Annotated in this window: 22 protein-coding genes and 1 tRNA gene; 12 read left to right on the forward strand and 11 right to left on the reverse strand. The window is 32.0% G+C overall.

From position 1 onward, the window contains the following. Nucleotides 1-33: 33 nt before the first annotated feature. The 4 genes from ACFQ1R_RS14720 to ACFQ1R_RS14735 form a co-directional block, all read right to left on the reverse strand. Nucleotides 34-525 carry a TlpA family protein disulfide reductase gene (locus ACFQ1R_RS14720; RefSeq protein WP_379927037.1) on the reverse strand — a complete coding sequence of 164 codons (492 nt, stop codon included), beginning with the start codon at nucleotides 523-525 and terminating at the stop codon, nucleotides 34-36. 34 nt (nucleotides 526-559) lie between these two features. Beyond that, nucleotides 560-1636, reverse strand: coding sequence for an ABC transporter permease (locus ACFQ1R_RS14725; protein WP_379927038.1), 1077 nt, complete (start codon nucleotides 1634-1636; stop codon nucleotides 560-562). 109 nt (nucleotides 1637-1745) lie between these two features. Then, nucleotides 1746-2843 carry a BT_3928 family protein gene (locus ACFQ1R_RS14730; RefSeq protein WP_379927039.1) on the reverse strand — a complete coding sequence of 366 codons (1098 nt, stop codon included), beginning with the start codon at nucleotides 2841-2843 and terminating at the stop codon, nucleotides 1746-1748. 1 nt (nucleotide 2844) lies between these two features. Then, complete coding sequence (locus ACFQ1R_RS14735; RefSeq protein WP_379927040.1) at nucleotides 2845-3381, reverse strand: DUF1599 domain-containing protein; 537 nt, start codon at nucleotides 3379-3381, stop codon at nucleotides 2845-2847. A 199-nt stretch (nucleotides 3382-3580) separates the two neighbouring features. Here ACFQ1R_RS14735 and folP point away from each other — a divergent pair, with 199 nt between their 5' ends. Genes folP through ACFQ1R_RS14755 form a run of 4 tightly spaced genes read left to right on the forward strand, consistent with a single transcriptional unit; the run spans nucleotide 3581 to nucleotide 6676 of the window. Then, the gene (folP, locus tag ACFQ1R_RS14740; RefSeq protein ID WP_379927041.1) at nucleotides 3581-4405 is read left to right on the forward strand and encodes a dihydropteroate synthase; all 825 of its coding nucleotides are present in this window, start codon (nucleotides 3581-3583) and stop codon (nucleotides 4403-4405) included. Between the two features lie 2 nt (nucleotides 4406-4407). Next, nucleotides 4408-5070 carry a hypothetical protein gene (locus ACFQ1R_RS14745; RefSeq protein ID WP_379927042.1) on the forward strand — a complete coding sequence of 221 codons (663 nt, stop codon included), beginning with the start codon at nucleotides 4408-4410 and terminating at the stop codon, nucleotides 5068-5070. Nucleotides 5071-5106: 36 nt separating this feature from the next. After that, complete coding sequence (locus ACFQ1R_RS14750) at nucleotides 5107-5892, forward strand: diadenylate cyclase (protein ID WP_379927043.1); 786 nt, start codon at nucleotides 5107-5109, stop codon at nucleotides 5890-5892. A 1-nt stretch (nucleotide 5893) separates the two neighbouring features. Continuing rightward, nucleotides 5894-6676 carry a DUF3667 domain-containing protein gene (locus tag ACFQ1R_RS14755; RefSeq protein WP_379927044.1) on the forward strand — a complete coding sequence of 261 codons (783 nt, stop codon included), beginning with the start codon at nucleotides 5894-5896 and terminating at the stop codon, nucleotides 6674-6676. A gap of 6 nt (nucleotides 6677-6682) precedes the next feature. On the opposite strand, the gene ACFQ1R_RS14760 is transcribed toward ACFQ1R_RS14755, so the two are convergent. Continuing rightward, nucleotides 6683-8452, reverse strand: a complete 1770-nt coding sequence (locus ACFQ1R_RS14760; RefSeq protein WP_379927045.1) for an ABC transporter ATP-binding protein — start codon at nucleotides 8450-8452, stop codon at nucleotides 6683-6685. Continuing rightward, nucleotides 8452-9195: a tRNA pseudouridine(38-40) synthase TruA gene (gene truA / locus ACFQ1R_RS14765; RefSeq protein ID WP_379927046.1), complete on the reverse strand. Its 744-nt coding sequence runs from the start codon at nucleotides 9193-9195 to the stop codon at nucleotides 8452-8454. The genes ACFQ1R_RS14760 and truA overlap by 1 nt, the downstream gene beginning before the upstream one ends. Nucleotides 9196-9269: 74 nt before the next feature. On the opposite strand from truA, the gene ACFQ1R_RS14770 reads away from it, so the two are divergent. Next, complete coding sequence (locus ACFQ1R_RS14770) at nucleotides 9270-9767, forward strand: metallophosphoesterase family protein (RefSeq protein WP_379927047.1); 498 nt, start codon at nucleotides 9270-9272, stop codon at nucleotides 9765-9767. 213 nt (nucleotides 9768-9980) lie between these two features. Here ACFQ1R_RS14770 and ACFQ1R_RS14775 read toward each other — a convergent pair whose 3' ends face one another. Then, nucleotides 9981-10391, reverse strand: a complete 411-nt coding sequence (locus tag ACFQ1R_RS14775; RefSeq protein ID WP_379927048.1) for a DUF4293 domain-containing protein — start codon at nucleotides 10389-10391, stop codon at nucleotides 9981-9983. A 196-nt stretch (nucleotides 10392-10587) separates the two neighbouring features. On the opposite strand from ACFQ1R_RS14775, the gene rho reads away from it, so the two are divergent. Next, nucleotides 10588-12237, forward strand: a complete 1650-nt coding sequence (gene rho / locus ACFQ1R_RS14780) for a transcription termination factor Rho (RefSeq protein WP_379927049.1) — start codon at nucleotides 10588-10590, stop codon at nucleotides 12235-12237. Nucleotides 12238-12567: 330 nt separating this feature from the next. Here the strand turns inward: rho and ACFQ1R_RS14785 are convergent, their stop codons facing one another. The 4 genes from ACFQ1R_RS14785 to proS all read right to left on the reverse strand — a co-directional run bounded on the left by ACFQ1R_RS14785 (nucleotide 12568) and on the right by proS (nucleotide 15118). Next, on the reverse strand, nucleotides 12568-12918 hold the full coding sequence (locus tag ACFQ1R_RS14785) for a hypothetical protein (protein ID WP_379927050.1): 351 nt from the start codon (nucleotides 12916-12918) through the stop codon (nucleotides 12568-12570). Between the two features lie 198 nt (nucleotides 12919-13116). Further along, a complete protein-coding gene (gene rpsT / locus ACFQ1R_RS14790) occupies nucleotides 13117-13368 on the reverse strand; it encodes a 30S ribosomal protein S20 (RefSeq protein WP_379927051.1) in 252 nt (83 codons plus the stop codon). Between the two features lie 29 nt (nucleotides 13369-13397). Beyond that, nucleotides 13398-13469: transfer RNA gene (locus ACFQ1R_RS14795), tRNA-Glu, on the reverse strand. Nucleotides 13470-13639: 170 nt separating this feature from the next. Further along, entirely contained in the window at nucleotides 13640-15118 is a 1479-nt protein-coding gene (gene proS / locus ACFQ1R_RS14800) for a proline--tRNA ligase (protein ID WP_379927052.1), read from the reverse strand. A gap of 99 nt (nucleotides 15119-15217) precedes the next feature. Between proS and ACFQ1R_RS14805 the strand changes: the two genes are divergently transcribed. From ACFQ1R_RS14805 to yidD, 6 genes are all read left to right on the forward strand, one after another. Continuing rightward, nucleotides 15218-16354 (forward strand): hypothetical protein, encoded by a 1137-nt coding sequence (locus ACFQ1R_RS14805; RefSeq protein WP_379927053.1) that lies wholly within the window; start codon nucleotides 15218-15220, stop codon nucleotides 16352-16354. 25 nt (nucleotides 16355-16379) lie between these two features. Then, complete coding sequence (locus ACFQ1R_RS14810) at nucleotides 16380-17900, forward strand: OmpP1/FadL family transporter (RefSeq protein ID WP_379927054.1); 1521 nt, start codon at nucleotides 16380-16382, stop codon at nucleotides 17898-17900. 266 nt (nucleotides 17901-18166) lie between these two features. Beyond that, on the forward strand, nucleotides 18167-18844 hold the full coding sequence (folE, locus tag ACFQ1R_RS14815) for a GTP cyclohydrolase I FolE (RefSeq protein WP_379927055.1): 678 nt from the start codon (nucleotides 18167-18169) through the stop codon (nucleotides 18842-18844). A gap of 103 nt (nucleotides 18845-18947) precedes the next feature. Then, nucleotides 18948-19310: a four helix bundle protein gene (locus ACFQ1R_RS14820; protein ID WP_379927056.1), complete on the forward strand. Its 363-nt coding sequence runs from the start codon at nucleotides 18948-18950 to the stop codon at nucleotides 19308-19310. A 48-nt stretch (nucleotides 19311-19358) separates the two neighbouring features. Then, complete coding sequence (cysS, locus tag ACFQ1R_RS14825; protein WP_379927057.1) at nucleotides 19359-20840, forward strand: cysteine--tRNA ligase; 1482 nt, start codon at nucleotides 19359-19361, stop codon at nucleotides 20838-20840. Between the two features lie 92 nt (nucleotides 20841-20932). Then, a complete protein-coding gene (gene yidD / locus ACFQ1R_RS14830; RefSeq protein ID WP_379927058.1) occupies nucleotides 20933-21151 on the forward strand; it encodes a membrane protein insertion efficiency factor YidD in 219 nt (72 codons plus the stop codon). The last annotated feature ends 68 nt before the right edge of the window (nucleotides 21152-21219 follow it).

Here is a 21219-nt window from a genome sequence, read left to right on the forward strand (position 1 = left end):
TTAATTTACCCTTTTTTAATGAAGGGATTTTTATTAAATTTTTAATATGTTTTTTATGTTTTTATCGTCTGCTTCAATAGCTTTAAATAATTTTATTTCTCCATTTTCATCAACCACCATGTATCTTGGTATCCAATCTAATTGAATGAATTCCCCAAAAGGACCTTTCCAACCAGATTCCATAAAGTAATTTTGACCGTTTACATTATATTTTTCAATACCTCTTTTCCAAGCATCTTGCGTTTTATCTAGCGACAAAAACACATATGTTGCATTTGGAAATTTATTTTGCAATGCTTTTACTTTTGGCATACCGCCAATGCAATCTTTACACCACGAAGCCCAAACATCAATCACAATAGTTTTACCTTTATTTGCTTCCAAAATGGCTTTGAATGTTATTGGTTTTCCTTCAAGTGTTACAAACGTATCATTTAATGCTGCTTTTGAAAATTGTGTTGGTGCATCTTGCGCTTTACAACTTAAGATGCCTAGAAACAAGATTTCTATATACTTTATTTTCATTTGTTTAAAATTTTATTTCTTAGAAACCGCAAATTTACTGAAGTTTTACTTTAGGGTCTAACCAAACATAAATTATATCTACAAAAATATTGATAATGATGAATAACAAGGCGATTATTAAAACGGAACCCATAATTACAGGTAAGTCTAGTGTATTTAAGGCGTTTACAATTTCTTTACCTAAACCATTCCAACCAAAAATATACTCTACAAAAACCGCACCTGCAAGCATGGAAGCAAACCAACCCGAAATAGCTGTTACTACTGGATTCAAGGCGTTTTTTAAAGCATGTTTTTTTATAATTTGAAACTCACTTAAGCCTTTTGCTCTGGCGGTACGAATATAATCTTGATTAAAAACTTCTAATAACGAATTTCGCATTAATTGGATAACAACTGCCAACGGACGAATACCTAAAACGATTGCTGGAAGTATGAGATTTTTTAGTTTTAAGTGATTTGATTCTCCAAAATTATCCAATTCATAAAGACTTCCTGTCATTTCTAAATTTGTGTATTTATGCAATACAAAACCAAAAAACCACGCGAATAAAATGGCACTGAAAAACGATGGTATACTCATTCCAAAGGTGCTGAAAATTTGGATGGTTTTATCAAGCCATTGGTCTTTATACAATGCAGAAACAATGCCTAAAACAATACCTATAAACATGGCTATTATAATGGCTGAAACTGCCAACACAAAGGTATTTGGCAAGGTTTCACCCAAAACATCGCTCACTTTTTTTCCTTGTTTGGTGAACGATTCGCGTAAATAGGGCACTTTTAAAACGGTTGTGGTATTTCCTATTGAAAATAGTTGTACTGCTGAATATTTTCCTTTTTTCAAAAAGGTATAATCGGTTTCAGTTTTTGAATGAAAAGATAGCGGCAATAAATCATTCAAATAGTAAAAATACTGTGTGCTAACAGGTTTATCAAAACCATATTTTTTTTTTACTATGGCTAATTGCTCGCTGCCTTCGTTTTGCCCTAACATCATTTGTGCTGGATCGCCAGGAAGCACATTGAATAAAAAGAATATAACAGTTACCACCCCAAATAATGTGAGTAATGCGTATGTGATTTTATTTAGGATATAGCTTATCAAATAATTTTTTTGATTTTTGGGTTATAGTTGATTGTTAAAGCTACTTTTAACTTTTAACTTCTAACTTTTAACTTTTAACTTTTAACTTCTAACTTTTAACTTTTTTACTTTATAACTTCAATTCGTCAATATCATTCCAATGTACTTTTTGTTTGATAGTACCTTTATCTAATTCTAAAATTCCAGGATTAGAACGAACTATTGTTTTTAGTGCTTTTTCATCACACAAGTAAAAGTCGAAATTTAATTGATATTGTTTCTTTGTTTTTTGTTTTACATCTTCAGCAGAAGCTGTTAAACCAATTACTTTATAGCCTTTTTTTAATGCCGCATCAGACATGGTTTTTAATTTCTTTGCGCCTTCTTTTTCCATTGTTTCTAAATTGTATGCTACAACAATAATTAGGTTTTCTTCTGAAAGAAATTGTTGCGTTAAATCATCACCATCAGAACTTTCTATAGAAAAATCGACTACTGGTGGTTTATAACCTTCATCTATAACTTTGGTATCAACACTTACAAAATCGCCTGCAACATCAGGATACGAACCATTGGTGGTAATTATTTTTTCTTCACCATTAACTTTAAATTTCCAATAATATTCAACAACTGGTTTTGCTGCATTTTCTGGAATAGACATGCCTTCTAAAATGTTATTTCCTATTTTATAAGCCCTAAAATCTACCACTGGTAAATGCATAAGTACATGATAGGCTAACCAAAAACTAAAAATAAAACTTAAAAGTGCTAAAATGGTGGTTTGCAAATTACTGAATACTGGCTTTATGTGTTTTACACCTACAAATAATATGAGGATTAAAACTAGCAATACAACATCTTTTGTAAAACTTTCCCATGGTGTTAGTTTTAATGCATCTCCAAAACAGCCGCAATCTTTAACTTTATCGAAATATGCTGAATAGAATGTTAAGAATGTGAAAAACACAATCATAGCCAACAAGCTCCAAACAGTAAATTTTGGTTTGTAACCAATAATTAAGAATACACCCAAAACCACTTCAAAAACAACTACTAATACAGAAATTATTAAAGCATAAGGTTCTAAAAAGGGTATATTTAAAACATCTGGACTAAAGTATTCTTGTAATTTATACGAAAACCCAAGTGGATCGTTTAGCTTTATTAATCCGGAAATAATGAATAAAATACCTACTAAAATTCTTGATATACTTACTAATATTTTCATCTTATTTACTTAAATGTATCATTGCAAAAACTGCATAGTTAATCATGTCTTGATAATTGGCATCAATTCCTTCACTTACTAGCGTTTTGCCTTTATTGTCTTCAATTTGTTTTACGCGCAATAGTTTTTGTAAAATCAAATCGGTTAAACTACTTACACGCATATCGCGCCATGCTTCGCCATAATCGTGGTTTTTATCTTCCATCAATTTTTTGGTAATAGCTACATGTTTTTCGTATAATTTGGTAGCTTCATCATTAGATAAGTCTGGTTGTTCAACAACACCTTTTTCCAATTGAATTAACGCCATAATACTATAATTTATAATGCCAATAAACTCACTTTCTTCACCTTCATTTACTTTTCTAACAGCGTTTTGTTGTAATCCGCGAATGCGTTGTGCCTTAATAAAAATTTGGTCGGTAAGCGATGGTAAGCGTAAAATGCGCCATGCACAACCGTAATCGGACATTTTTTTTATGAATAAACTTTTACAGGTAGCTATAACGGCATCGTATTGTTTGGAGGTATCTTGCATGAAAACTGGTAATTTTGTGTAAATTTCGCTTAAATTGTTCAAAGTTCAAAGTTCAAAGTTCAAATGTTTTTCAAAGTTACCACCAATACACAAATAATTGTTTTTATAACTCAAAATTGACTTTGAATAACTAATTTTGAAATGTTTATTCTTTATTAAAGAAACAAAAAATATTTAGTGTATTAGTGGTTAAAAAATTATGACTATAAACTGCAAAGGCAACCTCATCAATTTATCATCACCCAAAGTAATGGGTATTTTAAACATTACTCCTGATTCTTTTTTTGATGGTGGTAAACATAAAAATGACGCTTCTATTTTAAAACATGTTGAATTAATGCTTAATGAAGGTGCTACTTTCATTGATATTGGAGCTTATAGTTCAAGACCAAATGCAGAGCATGTTTCGGAAGCTGAAGAATTGCAACGCATTTTACCTATTGTAAGTTTGATTTTAAAAGCATTTCCTGAAACATTAATATCTATTGACACCTTTAGAAGCAACGTTGCAAAACAAACCATTGAAGCTGGCGCAGCTTTAATTAATGATATTTCAGCAGGAAAACTAGATGAAAACATGCTACCAACCATTGCCAATTTGCAAGTACCTTATATAATGATGCACATGAAAGGCACGCCACAAACCATGCAGCAACGCACTGATTATAAAAACATTACAAAAGATATTCTACTATATTTCTCTGAAAGAATTGCCTCTGCAAAAGCTTTAGGTATTATTGATACAATTATAGATCCTGGTTTTGGTTTTGCTAAAACGTTGGAACAAAATTATGAATTATTAAATCATTTGGAATTATTTAAAATGATTGAAAAACCTCTTTTAGTTGGTGTTTCAAGAAAGTCTATGATTTATAAAAAACTTGAAACTACAGCCAACAACGCTTTAAATGGCACAACCGTTTTAAACACTGTTGCGTTACAAAAAGGCGCTTCTATTTTACGAGTACACGATGTAAAAGAAGCTATGGAAACCATCACATTAGTAGAATCGTTAAAAGCTTAACAATGAAATTTATATCATTATTACTGGTATCATTATTTATTTTTTCCTGCGGAACGGATAAAGTTATTCAGCTTCCTGAAATTAGTCATTCCGATATTTCAGAAATTAATGATGTTTCTGCTGCCTATTTATTTTATGATGAAACCCAACCTGATAGTTTAGAACTTAATAGAAAAAACTTAATTAGCACCACAAATTGGCTTGTTAATGTTGATAAACGTTTAACCTTAAAACAAGCTATTCCTAAAATAAAATTTCTTCAAGACAAAAAGCGTAATGCCGAAATGCATAAAAATGAAAATGCTAAAAATTATTTTACTTGTAATGATTTAAGTAGAAAAAATTTAGGATTTATTGAGTTTACAAATATTTTTTATCATCAAAACAAAAATCCTTTACTACGCACAGAAGGTAAACTTTTAAAAATAAATTTTTTTAGCATAAATGATATTTCCATAACCACTCCTTATGAAACTATTTCAAAGTTAAATAAAGCTAATTTTATAACTGTTTTAAAAAAAGCTACAAATAAAACTGAAAAAACATTAATATGTTGTTTCAAAGAACATCTAACTTTTCAAGATTACATAACATTAAAATCATTGCTTTTAAATTCAAATTTAAAGAATGTTCTAATAGCTAAAGATGAATTCATTTTTAATTAACCATATTTTACTAAATTTACCAAAACCCATGTTACCTTGGAAATTTTTAATGACCTTTTAAAATTCTCAGTAGTTGATGTTATAGATGTTATTCTTGTAGCACTCCTACTCTACTACATTTATAAACTTGTAAAAGGCACTGTTGCCATTAACATTTTTATTGGCATCATTATTATTTATTTGGTTTGGCAACTTACCAATTTTTTAAACATGGAATTGCTTTCAGGCATTTTTGGTGGGTTTATGAAAGTAGGGATTATTGCTTTAATAGTCGTTTTTCAACCAGAAATCAGGAAGTTTTTACTCATGGTTGGTTCAACCAATTTTAGTAAACGCGGTAAACTTTTCAAACAATTTAAATTTTTAAAAACCGAAACTACTGATGAAACCAATGTAGATGCCATTTTATCGGCGTGTATAAAAATGGGAAATACAAAAACGGGCGCTTTAATTGTTTTGGAGCGTAACAATAACTTAGATTTTTTAAGTACTACGGGTGATGAAATGAATATAAAAGTAACCCAACCCATTATTGAAAGTATCTTTTTTAAAAATAGTCCGTTGCACGATGGTGCTATTATTGTAAGCAATAATATAGTTAAAGCAACACGCGTAATTTTACCTGTAAACAACGAAAAAACCATACCAAAACGTTTTGGTTTACGCCATAGAGCCGCTATTGGTGTTACTGAAAAAACAGATTCTTTAGCTTTGGTTGTTAGTGAAGAAACAGGCCATATATCATATTTTAAAGATGGTGAATTTGTTGTTTTTGACGATGTTACGCAATTAAATTTGATGATCAAAAAAGATTTAGCATAATATGACTTGCAAAAATTGTAGTACTGATTTGGTTTCTGAAAGCGACTATTGTTACAGTTGCGGCGGAAAAGTAATTAGAAACCGACTAACTGTTAAAAACCTTTTTGAATACTTTACGGAAACGTATTTTAACTACGATAATAAATTTCTTCAAACCATAGTATCGCTTTTTAAAAAACCCGAAGAGGTTGTAGACACTTACGTGAATGGTACTCGTAAAAAATATATTGACCCTATAAGTTTTCTTGCTATTTCTTTCACCCTTTCTGGTATATATTTATTCTTTTTTCAGGATAAAATGCAGGAAGTCATGTCGTTTTCAAACTTCAACACCTACCAACAACAAGAAAAACTTAACCAAGCTATTTTTAACTTAACGTTTGAATATAATTCGTTTCTCTATCTAATTATAATACCAGCATTGGCTGTAATTTCGTGGATTGTATTTTTAGATAAAAAATACAACTTTACAGAACATGTTATTATTTACTTATATAGCATGTCTTTCACATCAATAGTTTCAAGTTTATTATCTATACTTTCGTTATTGTTATTTCCAAAAAACTATATGGTTTCAATTACTGTAACGTTTTTATTTATGTTTGGGTTTCATTTTATGCTTTTAAAACGCCTTTTTGCCTTAACAATAAAACAATTAGCCATTAAAACGCTATTGTTTTTACCACTATTTTTTGTTTTTTACTTAGCAAGTTCAATAGCAATAATATTGCTAGTTATACTTACTGGAGATATTTCTTTTAAAGATTTAATTCCTCAAAAATAAAATCTACTAAATAGTTTCTTCTTTTAAAAACTGTACTTCATACAAGTTTTTATAATAGCCGTTTTCTTTTTTAAGAAGTTGTGCATGTGTACCTTCTTCTACAATTTTACCGGCATCCATAACAATGATTTTATCTGCTTTTTTAACGGTTGCAAGTCTATGTGCAATAACAATAGATGTTCTACCATTTGTCATTTTATCAGTTGCATTTTGAATAAGTTGTTCAGAATGTGAATCGACAGAAGATGTTGCTTCATCCAAAACCAAAATACTTGGGTTTGTTACATAAGCGCGTAAAAACGAAATAAGTTGACGCTGACCAGAAGACAACATAACACCACGTTCCTTCACATTATAATGATAGCCTTCTGGTAAACTCATTATAAAATTATGAACACCAATGTCTTTAGCAGCAGTTTCTACTTGCGCTTCAGTTATATCTGGATTATTAAGCGTGATGTTGTTTAAAATAGTATCGGCAAATAAAAATACATCTTGTAAAACCACAGCAATTTGAGTGCGTAAAGATGCTAATGTAACTTGCTTAATATCCATCCCATCAATAGAAATAACACCATCTTTTATTTCATAAAAACGGTTTAACAAATTGATAATAGTCGATTTTCCTGCACCAGTAGCTCCAACAATAGCAACAGTTTCCCCTGGTTTTACATCAAACGAAATGCCTTTTAAAACAGGTTCATCTTCAACATAATTAAAAAACACGTTATTAAAGTTGATATTTCCTTTAAAATTTTCTGCAATATGTGTTCCAGTATCATCAATTTGCGAAGTTGTATCTAAAATTTTAAACACACGGTTTGCTGCAACCATACCCATTTGCAACGTATTAAAATTATCAGCCATTTGACGTAACGGACGAAATAACATAGGTATAAACATTACAAACGCAATTAAATCTCCTTGCGAAACTTCTGTGCCTTTTAAAACAATGTTTAAACCACCATACCAAGCTACTAAACCAATACTTATAGATGACACCAAATCTGCTAAAGGAAAGAAAATAGAGTTATACCAAACTGTTTTTAACCATGCTTTTTTATGACGTTCATTAATTACTGTAAAGTTTTTATAATCAATAGCCTCACGCGTAAACAACTGCAAAATTTTCATACCTGTTATACGCTCTTGCACATACGAATTTAAATTAGAAACTTCATTTCTAACCTCTTCAAAAGTGACTTTCATGTATTTCTGAAAAATTCTGGTAGCATACATTAACAATGGTAGCATGATGAAAACAATTAAGCTCAATCGCCAATTAATATAAATCATTACACCAAAAACAACCACCATAGCCAGTAAATCTCTAAAAATGGTGAATAAGCCTTGTCCAAAAATATCGGCAATACGTTCCATATCGGTTACTGCTCTGGTAATTAGCACACCAACCGACGATGTATCATAATACTTCATTTTAAAACTCAGCAAATGGTTAAAAAGTTTTACACGCACATCTTTCACCAAATTTTGCCCTAACCAAGCCGCATAATAAATAAATGCCAACTGAAAAATGGTTTGCAAAATTAGAACCACAAACATAATTACTACATAAAACAAAAAGCTTTTAGGTTGTTTAACTGCAATACTATTATCAATGGCGTATTTGGTAATGTAAGGCGTTGCAGTAGTTAAAATAGCCAGTAAAACAACCAAAACCAGTAAACCAAAAAAGATACCTTTATAGGGTTTTATGTATTGAAACAGGCGTTTAAATAATGTGAAATCGAAAATATTTTCCTTCTCTTTAGTCATTATAATTTTATATTGTTGGGGTATTCTACTTGAGTTAAATAAAGTGCATGTGCTGGTACCGAAAAACCAGCTTCACTTCTGTTTTTAGAATTTATAATAGTATGCAAATCATCAACCTCCAATTTACCTAAACCTATTTGAACCATTGTACCAACAATAGCACGAACCATATTTCTTAAAAATCTGTCTGCTTTAATTACAAAATGAAGCTCGTCATTTTCAAAAAACCACTCGGCTTTCATAAGGTTGCAATTAAAGGTTTTAACATCGGTATTTACTTTTGAAAAACATTGAAAATCGGTGTACTGAAACAATATTTTTGAAGCTTCTTGCATTTTTTTTATATCTAAATCCTGCTTCACAAAATATGCATTATCAAAATTAAATACATTTTTTTTAAGCGCAATGCGATACAAATACGTTCTACTTAAAGCATCAAAACGTGCATGTGCTGTATCTTTAACTTTAAAAATGGCATCAATGGCAATATCTTTTGGTAAAAACGAATTTAATTTATAGGTTAAATTAACTTCATCAAAAACAACATCGGTATCAAAATGCGCAAACATTTGTTTAGCATGAACACCTGTATCGGTTCTGCCAGCACCCATAATAGATACTGTTTCTTTTAATAGTACCGACAAACCTTTTTCAATAACTTCTTGTACCGATATAGCTTTGGGCTGGTTTTGCCACCCATGATATGCACTACCATTATAAGAAAGTTCTATAAAATATCGCAATTTGTTTTTATACTTTTGTTGAAATAGCAAAGATAAACACATTTACGATTTTAGATTTACGATTAACATTTTATATGACAAAAATATTACTCCTTTCTGATACACACGGTTATATAGACAATGACATTCTTAAATATGTAAAACAAGCCGATGAAGTTTGGCATGCGGGGGATATAGGCGATTTAAGTGTTACCGATGCTATAAAAAGCCTAAAACCATTGCGAGCTGTTTATGGTAATATTGATGATGCAAAAATACGTGGTGAATTTCCTGAAAACAATAGGTTTATTTGTGAAGATGTTTCTGTTTGGATAACCCACATTGGTGGTTACCCAAATGCGTATAACATGCTTGTTCGTGAAGAAATTAAGCGCAATCCGCCAAAACTTTTTATTTGTGGGCATTCGCATATTTTAAAAGTGATGCCCGACAAAAATTTGAATTTACTACATATGAACCCTGGTGCTGTTGGTAAACATGGTTTTCATAAGGTTAGAACCATGCTTCGTTTTACTATTGATGGTTCAAAAATTGATAATTTAGAGGTTATTGAGTTTGAAAAACGCCATTGATACCATCATTTTTTAAAAACTAATTTTTATTGTTTATTAATTTGCGTTAGGGATAGAAGTGAAAAGCCCACAGCGAGGTACGAGCGAGGACTTGTAACGTATAGCCCGACCCTTATCCTGAACTTATTTCAGGATAAGGGTAACGCCAAAATAAAAAACCCAAAGCTTTCACTTTGGGTTTTTAACGCACTAATACTACTAAGATATTAGGTTTTATCGCAATCGATCTACAGATTTTACGAGATCTTCATCCTTCTTGATGGCCTTATTGGCAAGGGCCAAAAATACGATAGAAACAATAGGAAGAAGCATCCCAATACCTTTCTCAGAAACCGCCGTTTCTCCAGATATATTTAGAGATTGATACACAAAAAATCCTAGTAAAATAAAGTTTAATATCATGTTTAGTCGCCCCAACATAAATTGAGACTTCCTGTTTTTATACTTAAATATTGATACTATTGATAACATGGCAGATGCTAAAAAAAGCCCCAAAAACAACATATTATCTTTAGCATACACTACAACATCATTATTTGTTACCCATAAATGTAGCACAAAAATTAACCCCGCAGATGCGATGGCTGCTAGTAAAAGGTAAACCGTTTGGATGCGTTGTAACATATATTTGTAAAATACTTGAACGCAAAAATAATAGTTTCTTTTAAAAAATAAGCGTAAAAAATTAAAATAAAGTTGTATAATTGCATTATAATTCTCAACACCCACAAGTAGAGGTTGTTAATTCTTCAGAATAAAAATTCATTTTTTTTCAGAACAACTCAAATTATATTCAAAACACATATTCAAATAAACATTTATGTTTGAAATTTCACAATTAAACGAAAAAAAGCTATCTGACTTACAAGAGATTGCACAAAAATTGAACGTTCCAAAATACCGTTCTTTAAAAAAATCTGATTTAGTTTACCAAATACTAGATCATCAGGCTACAAACCCAAAAGCAGTTGAAGCAGTTATTGAACCAACACCACAACCTACAGCAACTCCAGAAAAAAAAGAAGCAAAAAGACCAAGGCAACGTGTTATAAAACCTGTTAAAAACACGCCCGTAAAACAAGAAAATAAGGTTGTAAAAGAAGCTGAAGTAGCTCCTACTGAAGTAACAAATACCCCTAAACCAGAAACTAAAGAGGCGCAAAAACCGCAAAACCAACCTAGAGAAAAAAACCAAAACGAGCGTACTAACGATAACCAACAAAAACAGCCTCAAAAAAGAGACAATAATAACCAACAACACAAAAACCAAAACCAACATAAAAACCAAAAAAATGGTAATGTGGATGCTGGTAATAAAGACACTAGAAACCGTTACCGCGAACCAGATTTTGAGTTTGATGCCATTATTGAAAGTGAAGGTGTTTTAGATATTATGCAAGATGGTTATGGTTTTTTACGTTCATCGGACTACAACTATTTATCATCACCAGATGATATTTATGTATCACAATCACAAATCAGATTATTTGGTTTGAAAAAAGGAGATACTGTATTAGGTAATGTAAGACCGCCTAAAGAAGGTGAGAAATATTTTCCATTAATTAAGGTTATTAGAATTAATGGCCAGAAACCAGAAGTGGTTAGAGACCGTGTTTCTTTTGAACATTTAACACCACTTTTCCCTAAAGAAAAATTCAATATTGCCGAAAAACAAAGCACTATTTCTACGCGAATTATGGATTTGTTTTCTCCAATTGGTAAAGGGCAACGTGGTATGATTGTATCGCAACCAAAAACGGGTAAAACCATGCTGCTTAAAGATGTTGCCAACGCTATTGCTGCCAACCATCCTGAGGTATATTTAATGATTCTATTAATTGATGAACGTCCGGAAGAGGTTACCGATATGCAACGTAATGTACGTGGTGAAGTAATCTCATCAACCTTTGATAAAGAAGCACACGAGCACGTTAAAATTGCCGATATCGTTCTTGAAAAAGCAAAACGCTTAGTAGAATGTGGGCACGATGTAGTAATACTATTAGATTCTATTACCCGTTTAGCACGCGCTTACAACACGGTACAACCTGCATCTGGTAAAATATTAAGTGGTGGTGTTGATGCCAATGCGCTACACAAACCAAAACGTTTCTTTGGTGCTGCCAGAAATATTGAAAATGGTGGTTCGTTAACCATTATTGCTACAGCTTTAACTGAAACCGGTTCTAAAATGGACGAAGTTATTTTTGAAGAATTCAAAGGAACAGGAAACATGGAGCTTCAATTAGATAGAAAAATATCAAACCGTCGTATTTTCCCTGCTATCGATTTAACATCATCAAGCACGCGTCGTGATGATTTATTATTAGACGAAAACACCATACAACGTATGTGGGTAATGCGTAAATACCTTGCGGATATGAACCCTGTTGAAGCTATGGAATTCATCAACGAACGTTTTAAACAAACTAGAAATAACGAAGAGTTTTTAATCTCAATGAACGGTTAAAAATCAATTTTTATAAACATCAAAAAGCCTTAATCTAACAGTTAAGGCTTTTTATTTTTATTAAAACTTGGGCGTTACCACAAGGGTCGCGCTATCCGCTATATCTTTTGTTTTTTTACAATCCTGAAATGGCAAAACCATCATAAAAATTTAGCTTATACCTAAGTATATTCCAACTCAAAGCAAAACAAAAGGATGCCGCTACTATCGCTAACGCACCTAACCAAACAACACAATTTTCAACAAAAATACTGTCACATATCCAAAGTCAACGCAAAAAAAAAAGGCTGCAAGTGTGCAGCCTTTAAGTTTTTTTAAAACTAATAATAATTAAAATGCATTTAAAAGATCTCTGTATGCTTTTAAATCAGCAATGTTAATTTTATTATTTAAGTTTCTTGTAAGTGCTATTAAATATTTTAAACTTTCAACAGGTTCATTTTCTACTACAACTGCTTCCTCAGCGTCATCATCCTCAAGCATTGGTATTAAAAACGAGTCGTTTTCTTCAATATGTTCATAAGTAAGTCTAAGAACTTTAACAACTAAAGGTATTTGCGCTTCCAAAGCATAAGTTCTTAATTGTTTAATATCGTCAATTAAAGTATCTGTATTAATACCTGTTTTATCAAGATTAACCAGAATTTTGTCTATTAATTTAAGTGCTGCTTTATTTTCCAAAAGGGTAATATTATGTGAATAATTAACTTTTTTATAATTGCAAATTTAATTTTTTAGAAATCAAAAAAGGCAATTTATTTAATGATTTTTTAGCTTTTATTTTTTCAATTTAAAACAATTACTCAATCAAGCGTCCATAAAAAAAGCTTCTCAAAAAAAATTGAGAAGCTTTTAAATATTTTTTTTAAAATGCTTGTCTTAAAGCGCAGCGATATGCTTAGCTAAACCAGATTTAAGGTTAGCCGCTTTGTTAAAATGAATAACATTTTTCTTAGCTAATTTATCAAGCATAGAAACAACAGAAGGAAATAACGCTTCAGCTTCTTTTTTATCAGTTAATTCACGTAATCTTTTAATTGCATTACGAGTTGTTTTATGCTGATATTTATTAACTAAACGTTTAGCTTCGTTACTTCTAATTCTTTTTAATGCTGACTTATGATTTGCCATTTTATACTTTATATTTTTTTAAAAAATTGTAGCCCGTAGGGGAATCGAACCCCTCTTACCAGGATGAAAACCTGGCGTCCTAGCCGATAGACGAACGGGCCATTTGTTTTGAGTGCGCAAAGATAAATTTAATTTTTAAAACTACAACTTAAAAATTAAAAATTTGCTTCACTATTTTCAAATAACTTACAACGTTTCCATTGCGGATGCAAAAATACAACTATTTTTAAATGTCGCAATAGCTGTGCAAACTTTTTTTAAAAAATTTTAATTAATATGCTTTCGCAAATAATACCCTGCCTTTTGAAGGTTTTCCTGAGTACACACAAACACCTTCTTCTGGCTTCATTTCCAATGGAATACATCTAATAGTTGCTTTTGTAAGCTCTTTTATTTTTTCTTCAGTTTCATTAGAGCCATCCCAATGTGCCGAAATAAATCCTGTCTTTTTCTCTAAAACATCTTTAAATTCTTCAAAAGAATTCACTTCTGTAATATGGTTATCTCTAAAATCTAATGCTTTTTTAAATAAAGTATCTTGAATTTCTTTTAATAAATTCTCAACAGTACTTGTTAAATCATTTAATGCAACTACAGATTTTGTTAATGTATCACGTCTGGCAAGTTCTACAGTGCCATTTTCTAAATCTTTTGGACCAATAGCAATACGCAATGGCACGCCTTGTAATTCATGTTGTGCAAATTTGGCTCCTGGGCGTTGTGTGTCTCTATCATCAAACTTAACAGTAACACCTTTGACTCTTAAATCTTTTAAAATACCATTTGCAACTTCAGATACTGCTGCAAATTCTTCATCACTCTTATATATAGGAACAATAACAACTTGGTTTGGTGCTAAACTTGGTGGCAATACCAACCCGTTATCATCGCTATGCGTCATAATTAAAGCACCCATTAAACGTGTAGAAACACCCCATGATGTTGCCCAAACGTAATCTTGTTTTCCTTCCTTGTTAGCAAACTTAACATCGAATGCCTTGGCAAAATTCTGCCCAAGAAAATGTGATGTTCCTGCTTGAAGCGCTTTCCCATCTTGCATCAACGCTTCTATACAAAAGGTTTCATCGGCTCCAGCAAAACGCTCGCTTTCGGTTTTAACTCCTTGCACTACCGGAATTGCCATAAAATTTTCTGCAAACGTAGCGTATACATTATTCATTAAACGTGCTTCTGCAATGGCTTCCGCTTTTGTTGCATGTGCCGTATGCCCTTCTTGCCATAAAAATTCTGCGGTACGCAAAAACAAACGCGTACGCATTTCCCAACGTACCACATTTGCCCATTGGTTTATTAATATAGGTAAATCTCTATAAGATTGAATCCAGTTTCTGTAGGTATTCCAAATAATAGCTTCACTAGTTGGCCTTACTATAAGTTCTTCTTCTAGTTTAGCCTCAGGATCAACACGTAATTTTCCTGGTTTATCTGGATCGGCTTGCAATCTATAATGTGTTACAATAGCACATTCTTTTGCAAAGCCTTCAGCGTTTTTTTCTTCCGCTTCAAATAAACTTTTTGGTACAAATAATGGAAAATACGCGTTTTGATGTCCTGTTTCTTTAAACATTCTATCTAATTCTGCCTGCATTTTTTCCCAAATAGCATATCCGTAAGGTTTAATTACCATACAACCACGAACCGCCGAATTCTCCGCTAGGTCTGCTTTCACAACCAATTCGTTATACCATTTAGAATAATCTTCCGTCCTACTAGTAAGTTTTTTGCTCATATTGTTATTTTGGCACAAATATTGCGACTATGTTAAATATAAAAATAGTTTGGCAAAACTAACTATTTTTGTTATGTTCAACAATAAAAATCAAGAGATATGCAATTAAAAACCTACTTTATAAAAAAAATGCCATTCTTGGCTATTCTTAGCTTAGTATTTGGCTTATACTCATGTGGTTCTTATCAATATGTTGGCGTAGATAATGATGGTATTTACGGAGAAGCTCCAAGAACTGTTCAGTATGAAGAAGCTGTTGTTAATACCAACACAAAATCAAACAACAATTACTACCAAAATTATTTTAAAAACAAATCATTAGAATCGGAATATATGATGGGCAATGGCGAAATTTTCACCGACATAGATTCTTATGAAAGTGATGATTATGCTCAAAATGATACTTTATATAATGATTACCAAGGTTATGCTGGTTGGGGACAAAGTAATTCTAATGTTACCATAAACATTCATTCAGATTATGGTTGGGGTTTTAACAACTATTGGTGGAACAGACCTTATTTTAACCGTTGGGGTTACTATAATGGCTGGAACAATTGGGGTTATGGATACGACCCATATTGGAATGCTGGTTTTTATGGAGGTTATTATAATAATTGGGCATTTGCTAGCCCATGGAGTTATGGCTACTACGGAAACCCTTATAGATATTACGGAAACTATGGTTACAATAATTACTATTATGGTAACGGTGGTTATTACAACCGAGGTAATGTTGCTTATAGTGCTACCCGAAGAGGCAGTAACTATGCAAACAACTCTGGAAGTATAAACAATAATGCTTACAGTACATCGAGAAGAAGCAACACTACATATAATAGCAATGTTTCAAAATACAATACAGCTAGAAGAAGTAGTGTAAATTCAAGCACTTCTAATTCTGCTTACACTACAAGACAGTATAACTCAAACGGAACACGCGTTTATTCTGATACTCAAAGAAGAACTACATATAGTACGCCTTCAACTAATTCTACTTCAAGATCATCATCGGCAGTTAGAAGAAGTTCAAGCACAATATATACGCCTTCAAATAGTAACAACTCTGGAAATTATTCAAGATCTTCATCTTCATCTAGCAATTCTACATATACACCAAGTAGAAGTTCTAGCTCAAGTTCTAGTTCATCTTCAAGTAGTTCAAGATCTTCAAGTGGAAGTTCAGGAAGTAGTAGAAGTTCTGGTTCTTCAGGTGGTGGCGGCAGACGTGGATAATTCTTAAAAAATTAAAAAAATACTAATGAAAAAGTTAAACCTACTATTTATAGGCATGCTATCTGTATGCGCTTTAAATGCGCAAGATATATCGGATGCGCTACGTTATTCACAAGACAATATACAAGGAACTGCTCGTTTTAGAGCGCTAAGTGGTGCATTTGGAGCCTTAGGCGGCGATATGAGTGCCGTTAGCCTTAACCCTGCTGGTGCTGCTGTTTTTAGCCAAAGCCATGCATCATTCACTTTATCAAATGTTGATAATAGTAATGACACACAATACTTTAATGGTTTTACTACTAGTAGTAATTCTAATTTTGATGTTAACCAAGGTGGTGCATCATTTGTATTTGCTAACAGAAGTAATTCGCCTTGGCGTAAATTTACTGTTGGAATAGCTTATGAAAGAACTAATAATTATGATGATAATTGGAATGCTCGAGGAACAAACACCAACAATCAATCCATCGATTTATATTTTTTAAATTACGCTGATGGCAAACGATTAGATGAAATTTCAGCTTTTGATGGCGAATCATACAGCGAAGCTTATCAGTACATTGGTAATAATTTAGGTTTTGCAAATCAACAAGCTTTTTTGGGTTATGAATCTTTTATTTTAGAACCAGATGCTGATGATGATGCAAATACGTTGTATTCATCAAATTTAGCTAATGGTACGTTTAATCATAATTATTCTTATGCTGCTACGGGTTACAACGGAAAAATATCTTTCAACATGGCAACTCAGTATGACGATAATTTATACTTAGGCTTAAACCTAAACTCACATTTTATTGATTACCAAAAATCAACTCTTTTATTTGAAAATAATTCTAATAGTGGCTCGTTAGTAAATAGTATTGAATTTGACAATACCTTAGCTACTACTGGTAATGGTTTTTCTTTTCAACTAGGTGGTATACTTAAACTTAGCCCAGAATTTAGAGTAGGTTTAACATTCGATTCGCCTACTTGGTACACAATTAAAGAGGAAACAACACAATATTTATCTACAGTACATAACTATTTTGGACCAACTGAAACTCAAGTTATCAATCCACAAATAGTCAATATTTATCCTGAATACAAACTACAAACGCCTTCTAAAATTACAGGAAGTTTAGCGTATGTATTTGGAACACAAGGTTTGTTAAGTTTTGATTATTCTAAAAAAGATTATAGCAAAACAAAATTCAAACCCGTAACAGATTCTTTTTTTGCTGACCAAAATGCAATAATGAGCGACGTTTTAACCGATGCTGCAACCTATAGACTTGGTGGCGAATACAAAGTAAAACAATTTAGTTTTAGAGGTGGTTATCGTTTTGAAGAAAGTCCTTATAAAAACGGCATAACAGTTGGCGATTTAACAGGTTACTCATTAGGTATTGGCTACAATTTTGGAAACACAAAATTAGATATTACCTACGATCAAGCTAATCGAACAGATGAAACACCGTTATACAATGTTGGTTTAACCGATACAGCTGTTATTGATAGAACAAACTCTAATTTAACTCTAACTTTAAGCTTCAACATTTAAGCTTAATTTTTTATAAAATACTTAAAAGCTTGAATAGAACTATTCAAGCTTTTTGCTTTATATGTAATTTTATTACTTTTTAGCAGACAAACACTAAAAATTATTTGTTGAATAATACAAAACATAAGAAAAGTGTTTTACTTATCTTTGCAGACTAAAATTGAGACTTAGCTGATACATGAAACGAGCGTATTCTAAATATTATTACCCATCGGCATTATTAAAAGCGAACAGCATGTGATCAAAAAAAACAATAAAAAACACACATGAAAATTGAAAATAACATAGAAGAATTTGAATCGTTAGGAGACGACCATGTTGGAACATCCTCTGATACGCCATTAAGACCTGATGCTTTCAAACTTTCAAATGAAGAAAAAATAGAAATCATTAAAGATGATGTGCGTCACATCATGGAAACTCTTGGACTAGATTTAACAGACGATAGTTTAAACGGCACACCAAACCGTGTAGCTAAAATGTTTGTTAAAGAAATTTTTGGAGGCTTAGACCCAAATAGAAAACCAAGTGCTTCAACCTTTGATAATAAATATAAATATGGTGAAATGCTTGTTGAAAAAAACATCACCGTTTACTCAACTTGCGAGCATCATTTACTTCCTATTGTTGGAAAAGCACATATTGCTTATATTTCAAACGGTTCGGTGGTAGGTTTATCTAAAATGAACCGCATTGTAGATTATTATGCAAAGCGTCCACAAGTTCAAGAACGCTTAACTATTCAAATAGTAAAAGAGCTTCAAGCAGTTTTAAACACACAAGATGTAGCATGCGTTATAGACGCAAAACATTTATGTGTAAATTCAAGAGGTATTCGCGATATTGAAAGCAGTACAGTTACTTCAGAATTTGGCGGAAAATTTAAAGAAGAATCAACTCGCAGAGAATTTTTAGACTATATAAAATTAGATACTAAGTTCTAAAATGTAAGCTGTTTAGTTGTGAGTTGTTTAGTCGAAACACATAATTAACTTCACAACTAAACGACAAACAACTCAACGACATTCGACTTAACAACATACAACAATGCATGCTTATTCATTTGAAAAGTTAGATGTTTGGAAAGAAGCTATAAAACTAAGCACTAATATTTATAAAATCACCCAAACTTTTCCTGATAATGAAAAATTTGGGTTAATTTCTCAGATGCGTCGATGTTCTGTTTCAATTTCGTCAAATATTGCTGAAGGCACAGCTAGATTAACAAATAAAGATAAAGCGCACTTTATGACTTTATCTTATAGTTCTATCCTAGAATTTTTAAACCAAGCTATTATTGCAAAAGAACTTGAATTTATTTCTGAAGAAAACTATAAAATTATTAGATTTGAAGTTGAATCTATATCTAACAAAATTAACGCTTTACGAAATCATTTTCTCAAATCATAGTCAACAACTTAACAACTCGCGACTTAACAACTCACGACACAACTAATCATGCAGTTATTTAAAGACCAACATATCAAAATATACAACTCACTTACTGGCACAAAAGAAACATTCACACCTATAAATGATGGCTATGTAGGCATGTATGTTTGTGGACCAACTGTTTACAGCAACGTACATTTAGGAAACGTTCGAACGTTTATGTCTTTTGATATGATTTTTCGTTACCTAAAGCATTTAGGCTACAAAGTGCGTTATGTTAGAAACATTACAGATGCTGGTCATTTAGAAAATGATGCTGATGAAGGTGAAGATAAAATAACTAAAAAAGCACGTTTAGAACAAATTGAACCTATGGAAATTGTGCAACGTTACACTGTAGATTTTCATAACATACTAAACACATTCAACTTTTTACCACCAAGTATCGAGCCAACAGCTACTGGTCATATCATTGAGCAAATTGAACTTATAAAAGATATTATAAATAACGGATTTGCTTATGAAGTTAACGGATCTGTATATTTTGATGTTCATAAATTTAATGAAACCAACGATTACGGAAAGTTAAGCAAGCGTAAGCTAGAAGATTTAATTCACAACACTCGCGAATTGGACGGACAAAGTGATAAAAAAAATCCACAAGATTTTGCACTTTGGAAAAAAGCCGAACCGCAACATATTATGCGTTGGCCATCGCCTTGGGGTGATGGGTTTCCTGGTTGGCATTTAGAGTGTACAGCAATGAGCACCAAATATTTAGGCGACCAATTTGATATTCATGGTGGCGGTATGGATTTAAAATTTCCACATCACGAATGTGAGATTGCACAAAACGAAGCCGCAAAAGGACAATCGCCCGTAAACTATTGGATGCACGCCAATATGTTGGAATTGAATGGACAACGCATGTCTAAATCTACCGGAAACACTGTGAATCCTGATGAATTATTATCAGGAAACAACACATTTTTTAGTAAAGCATTTGCACCAAGCGTTATCAGGTTTTTTATAGCACAAGCGCAATACAGAAGTGTACTCGATTTAACAGATGAAGGTTTATTGGCAAGTGAAAAAGGTTTTTACAGATTGATGGATGCCATTAATTTATTAGATGGTATAAAAACATCTGAAACATCATCTGTAGATGTTAAAATATGGAAACAAGCATGTTATAATGCTATGAACGACGATTTTAATTCACCTATTTTAATCGCCAATTTATTTGAAGCTGTAAAATACATCAATCAAATTAAAGATGGTTTTGCAACTATTTCTGCTGAAGATTTAGCAATTTTAAAAGAAACCATAAAGGCTTTCGCTTTTGATATTTTAGGCTTAGAAAACGTAACCAAAAAAGAATCAGGAACCGATAAACTTTCTAGTGCTATAGATATTTTAATAAAATTACGACAAGAAGCTCGAGCAAATAAAGATTTTGCCCTTTCAGATAAAATTCGTGATGAATTGGCTGAAGCTGGTATTTTGTTGAAAGACGGAAAAGAAGGCACAACTTTTAGTTTGTCGTAATTTAGTAAGTCGTAAAGTTGTAAGTCGTTAACCTGATTGGTTTACTTCGACTTAACAACTTAACAGCTTAACAACTTAACAGCTTAACAACAATGAAGCTACTCATAGCACCGTTTTTATTTTTGATAAAAGTGTACCAAACATTGATATCGCCATTAACGCCTGCAACGTGTAGATACCAACCCACCTGCTCGCATTACACCAAAGAAGCCTTACAAAAACATGGTTTATTTAAAGGCGGTTGGCTTGCCATAAAACGCATTTTTAGTTGCCATCCTTGGGGTGGTTCTGGGTTTGATCCTGTACCGTAATGCAATTATTAATAACCCAAACTTCATTTATATTTTCACTTGATTTTGTAAAATTTTTCAGCTACCTT

It is taken from the genome of Mariniflexile jejuense, assembly GCF_042675665.1.
GTDB classification, from domain to species: Bacteria; Bacteroidota; Bacteroidia; order Flavobacteriales; family Flavobacteriaceae; genus Mariniflexile; species Mariniflexile jejuense.

Bases quoted from the DNA above. Each gene is read 5' to 3' on its own strand.
- ACFQ1R_RS14720 (WP_379927037.1), bottom strand. From the start codon at position 525: ATGAAAATAAAGTATATAGAAATCTTGTTTCTAGGCATCTTAAGTTGT.
- ACFQ1R_RS14730 (WP_379927039.1), bottom strand. From the start codon at position 2,843: ATGAAAATATTAGTAAGTATATCAAGAATTTTAGTAGGTATTTTATTC.
- ACFQ1R_RS14735 (WP_379927040.1), bottom strand. From the start codon at position 3,381: ATGCAAGATACCTCCAAACAATACGATGCCGTTATAGCTACCTGTAAA.
- folP (WP_379927041.1), top strand. From the start codon at position 3,581: ATGACTATAAACTGCAAAGGCAACCTCATCAATTTATCATCACCCAAA.
- ACFQ1R_RS14745 (WP_379927042.1), top strand. From the start codon at position 4,408: ATGAAATTTATATCATTATTACTGGTATCATTATTTATTTTTTCCTGC.
- ACFQ1R_RS14755 (WP_379927044.1), top strand. From the start codon at position 5,894: ATGACTTGCAAAAATTGTAGTACTGATTTGGTTTCTGAAAGCGACTAT.
- ACFQ1R_RS14760 (WP_379927045.1), bottom strand. From the start codon at position 8,452: ATGACTAAAGAGAAGGAAAATATTTTCGATTTCACATTATTTAAACGC.
- ACFQ1R_RS14770 (WP_379927047.1), top strand. From the start codon at position 9,270: ATGACAAAAATATTACTCCTTTCTGATACACACGGTTATATAGACAAT.
- ACFQ1R_RS14775 (WP_379927048.1), bottom strand. From the start codon at position 10,391: ATGTTACAACGCATCCAAACGGTTTACCTTTTACTAGCAGCCATCGCA.
- rho (WP_379927049.1), top strand. From the start codon at position 10,588: ATGTTTGAAATTTCACAATTAAACGAAAAAAAGCTATCTGACTTACAA.
- rpsT (WP_379927051.1), bottom strand. From the start codon at position 13,368: ATGGCAAATCATAAGTCAGCATTAAAAAGAATTAGAAGTAACGAAGCT.
- proS (WP_379927052.1), bottom strand. From the start codon at position 15,118: ATGAGCAAAAAACTTACTAGTAGGACGGAAGATTATTCTAAATGGTAT.
- ACFQ1R_RS14805 (WP_379927053.1), top strand. From the start codon at position 15,218: ATGCAATTAAAAACCTACTTTATAAAAAAAATGCCATTCTTGGCTATT.
- ACFQ1R_RS14810 (WP_379927054.1), top strand. From the start codon at position 16,380: ATGAAAAAGTTAAACCTACTATTTATAGGCATGCTATCTGTATGCGCT.
- folE (WP_379927055.1), top strand. From the start codon at position 18,167: ATGAAAATTGAAAATAACATAGAAGAATTTGAATCGTTAGGAGACGAC.
- ACFQ1R_RS14820 (WP_379927056.1), top strand. From the start codon at position 18,948: ATGCATGCTTATTCATTTGAAAAGTTAGATGTTTGGAAAGAAGCTATA.
- cysS (WP_379927057.1), top strand. From the start codon at position 19,359: ATGCAGTTATTTAAAGACCAACATATCAAAATATACAACTCACTTACT.
- yidD (WP_379927058.1), top strand. From the start codon at position 20,933: ATGAAGCTACTCATAGCACCGTTTTTATTTTTGATAAAAGTGTACCAA.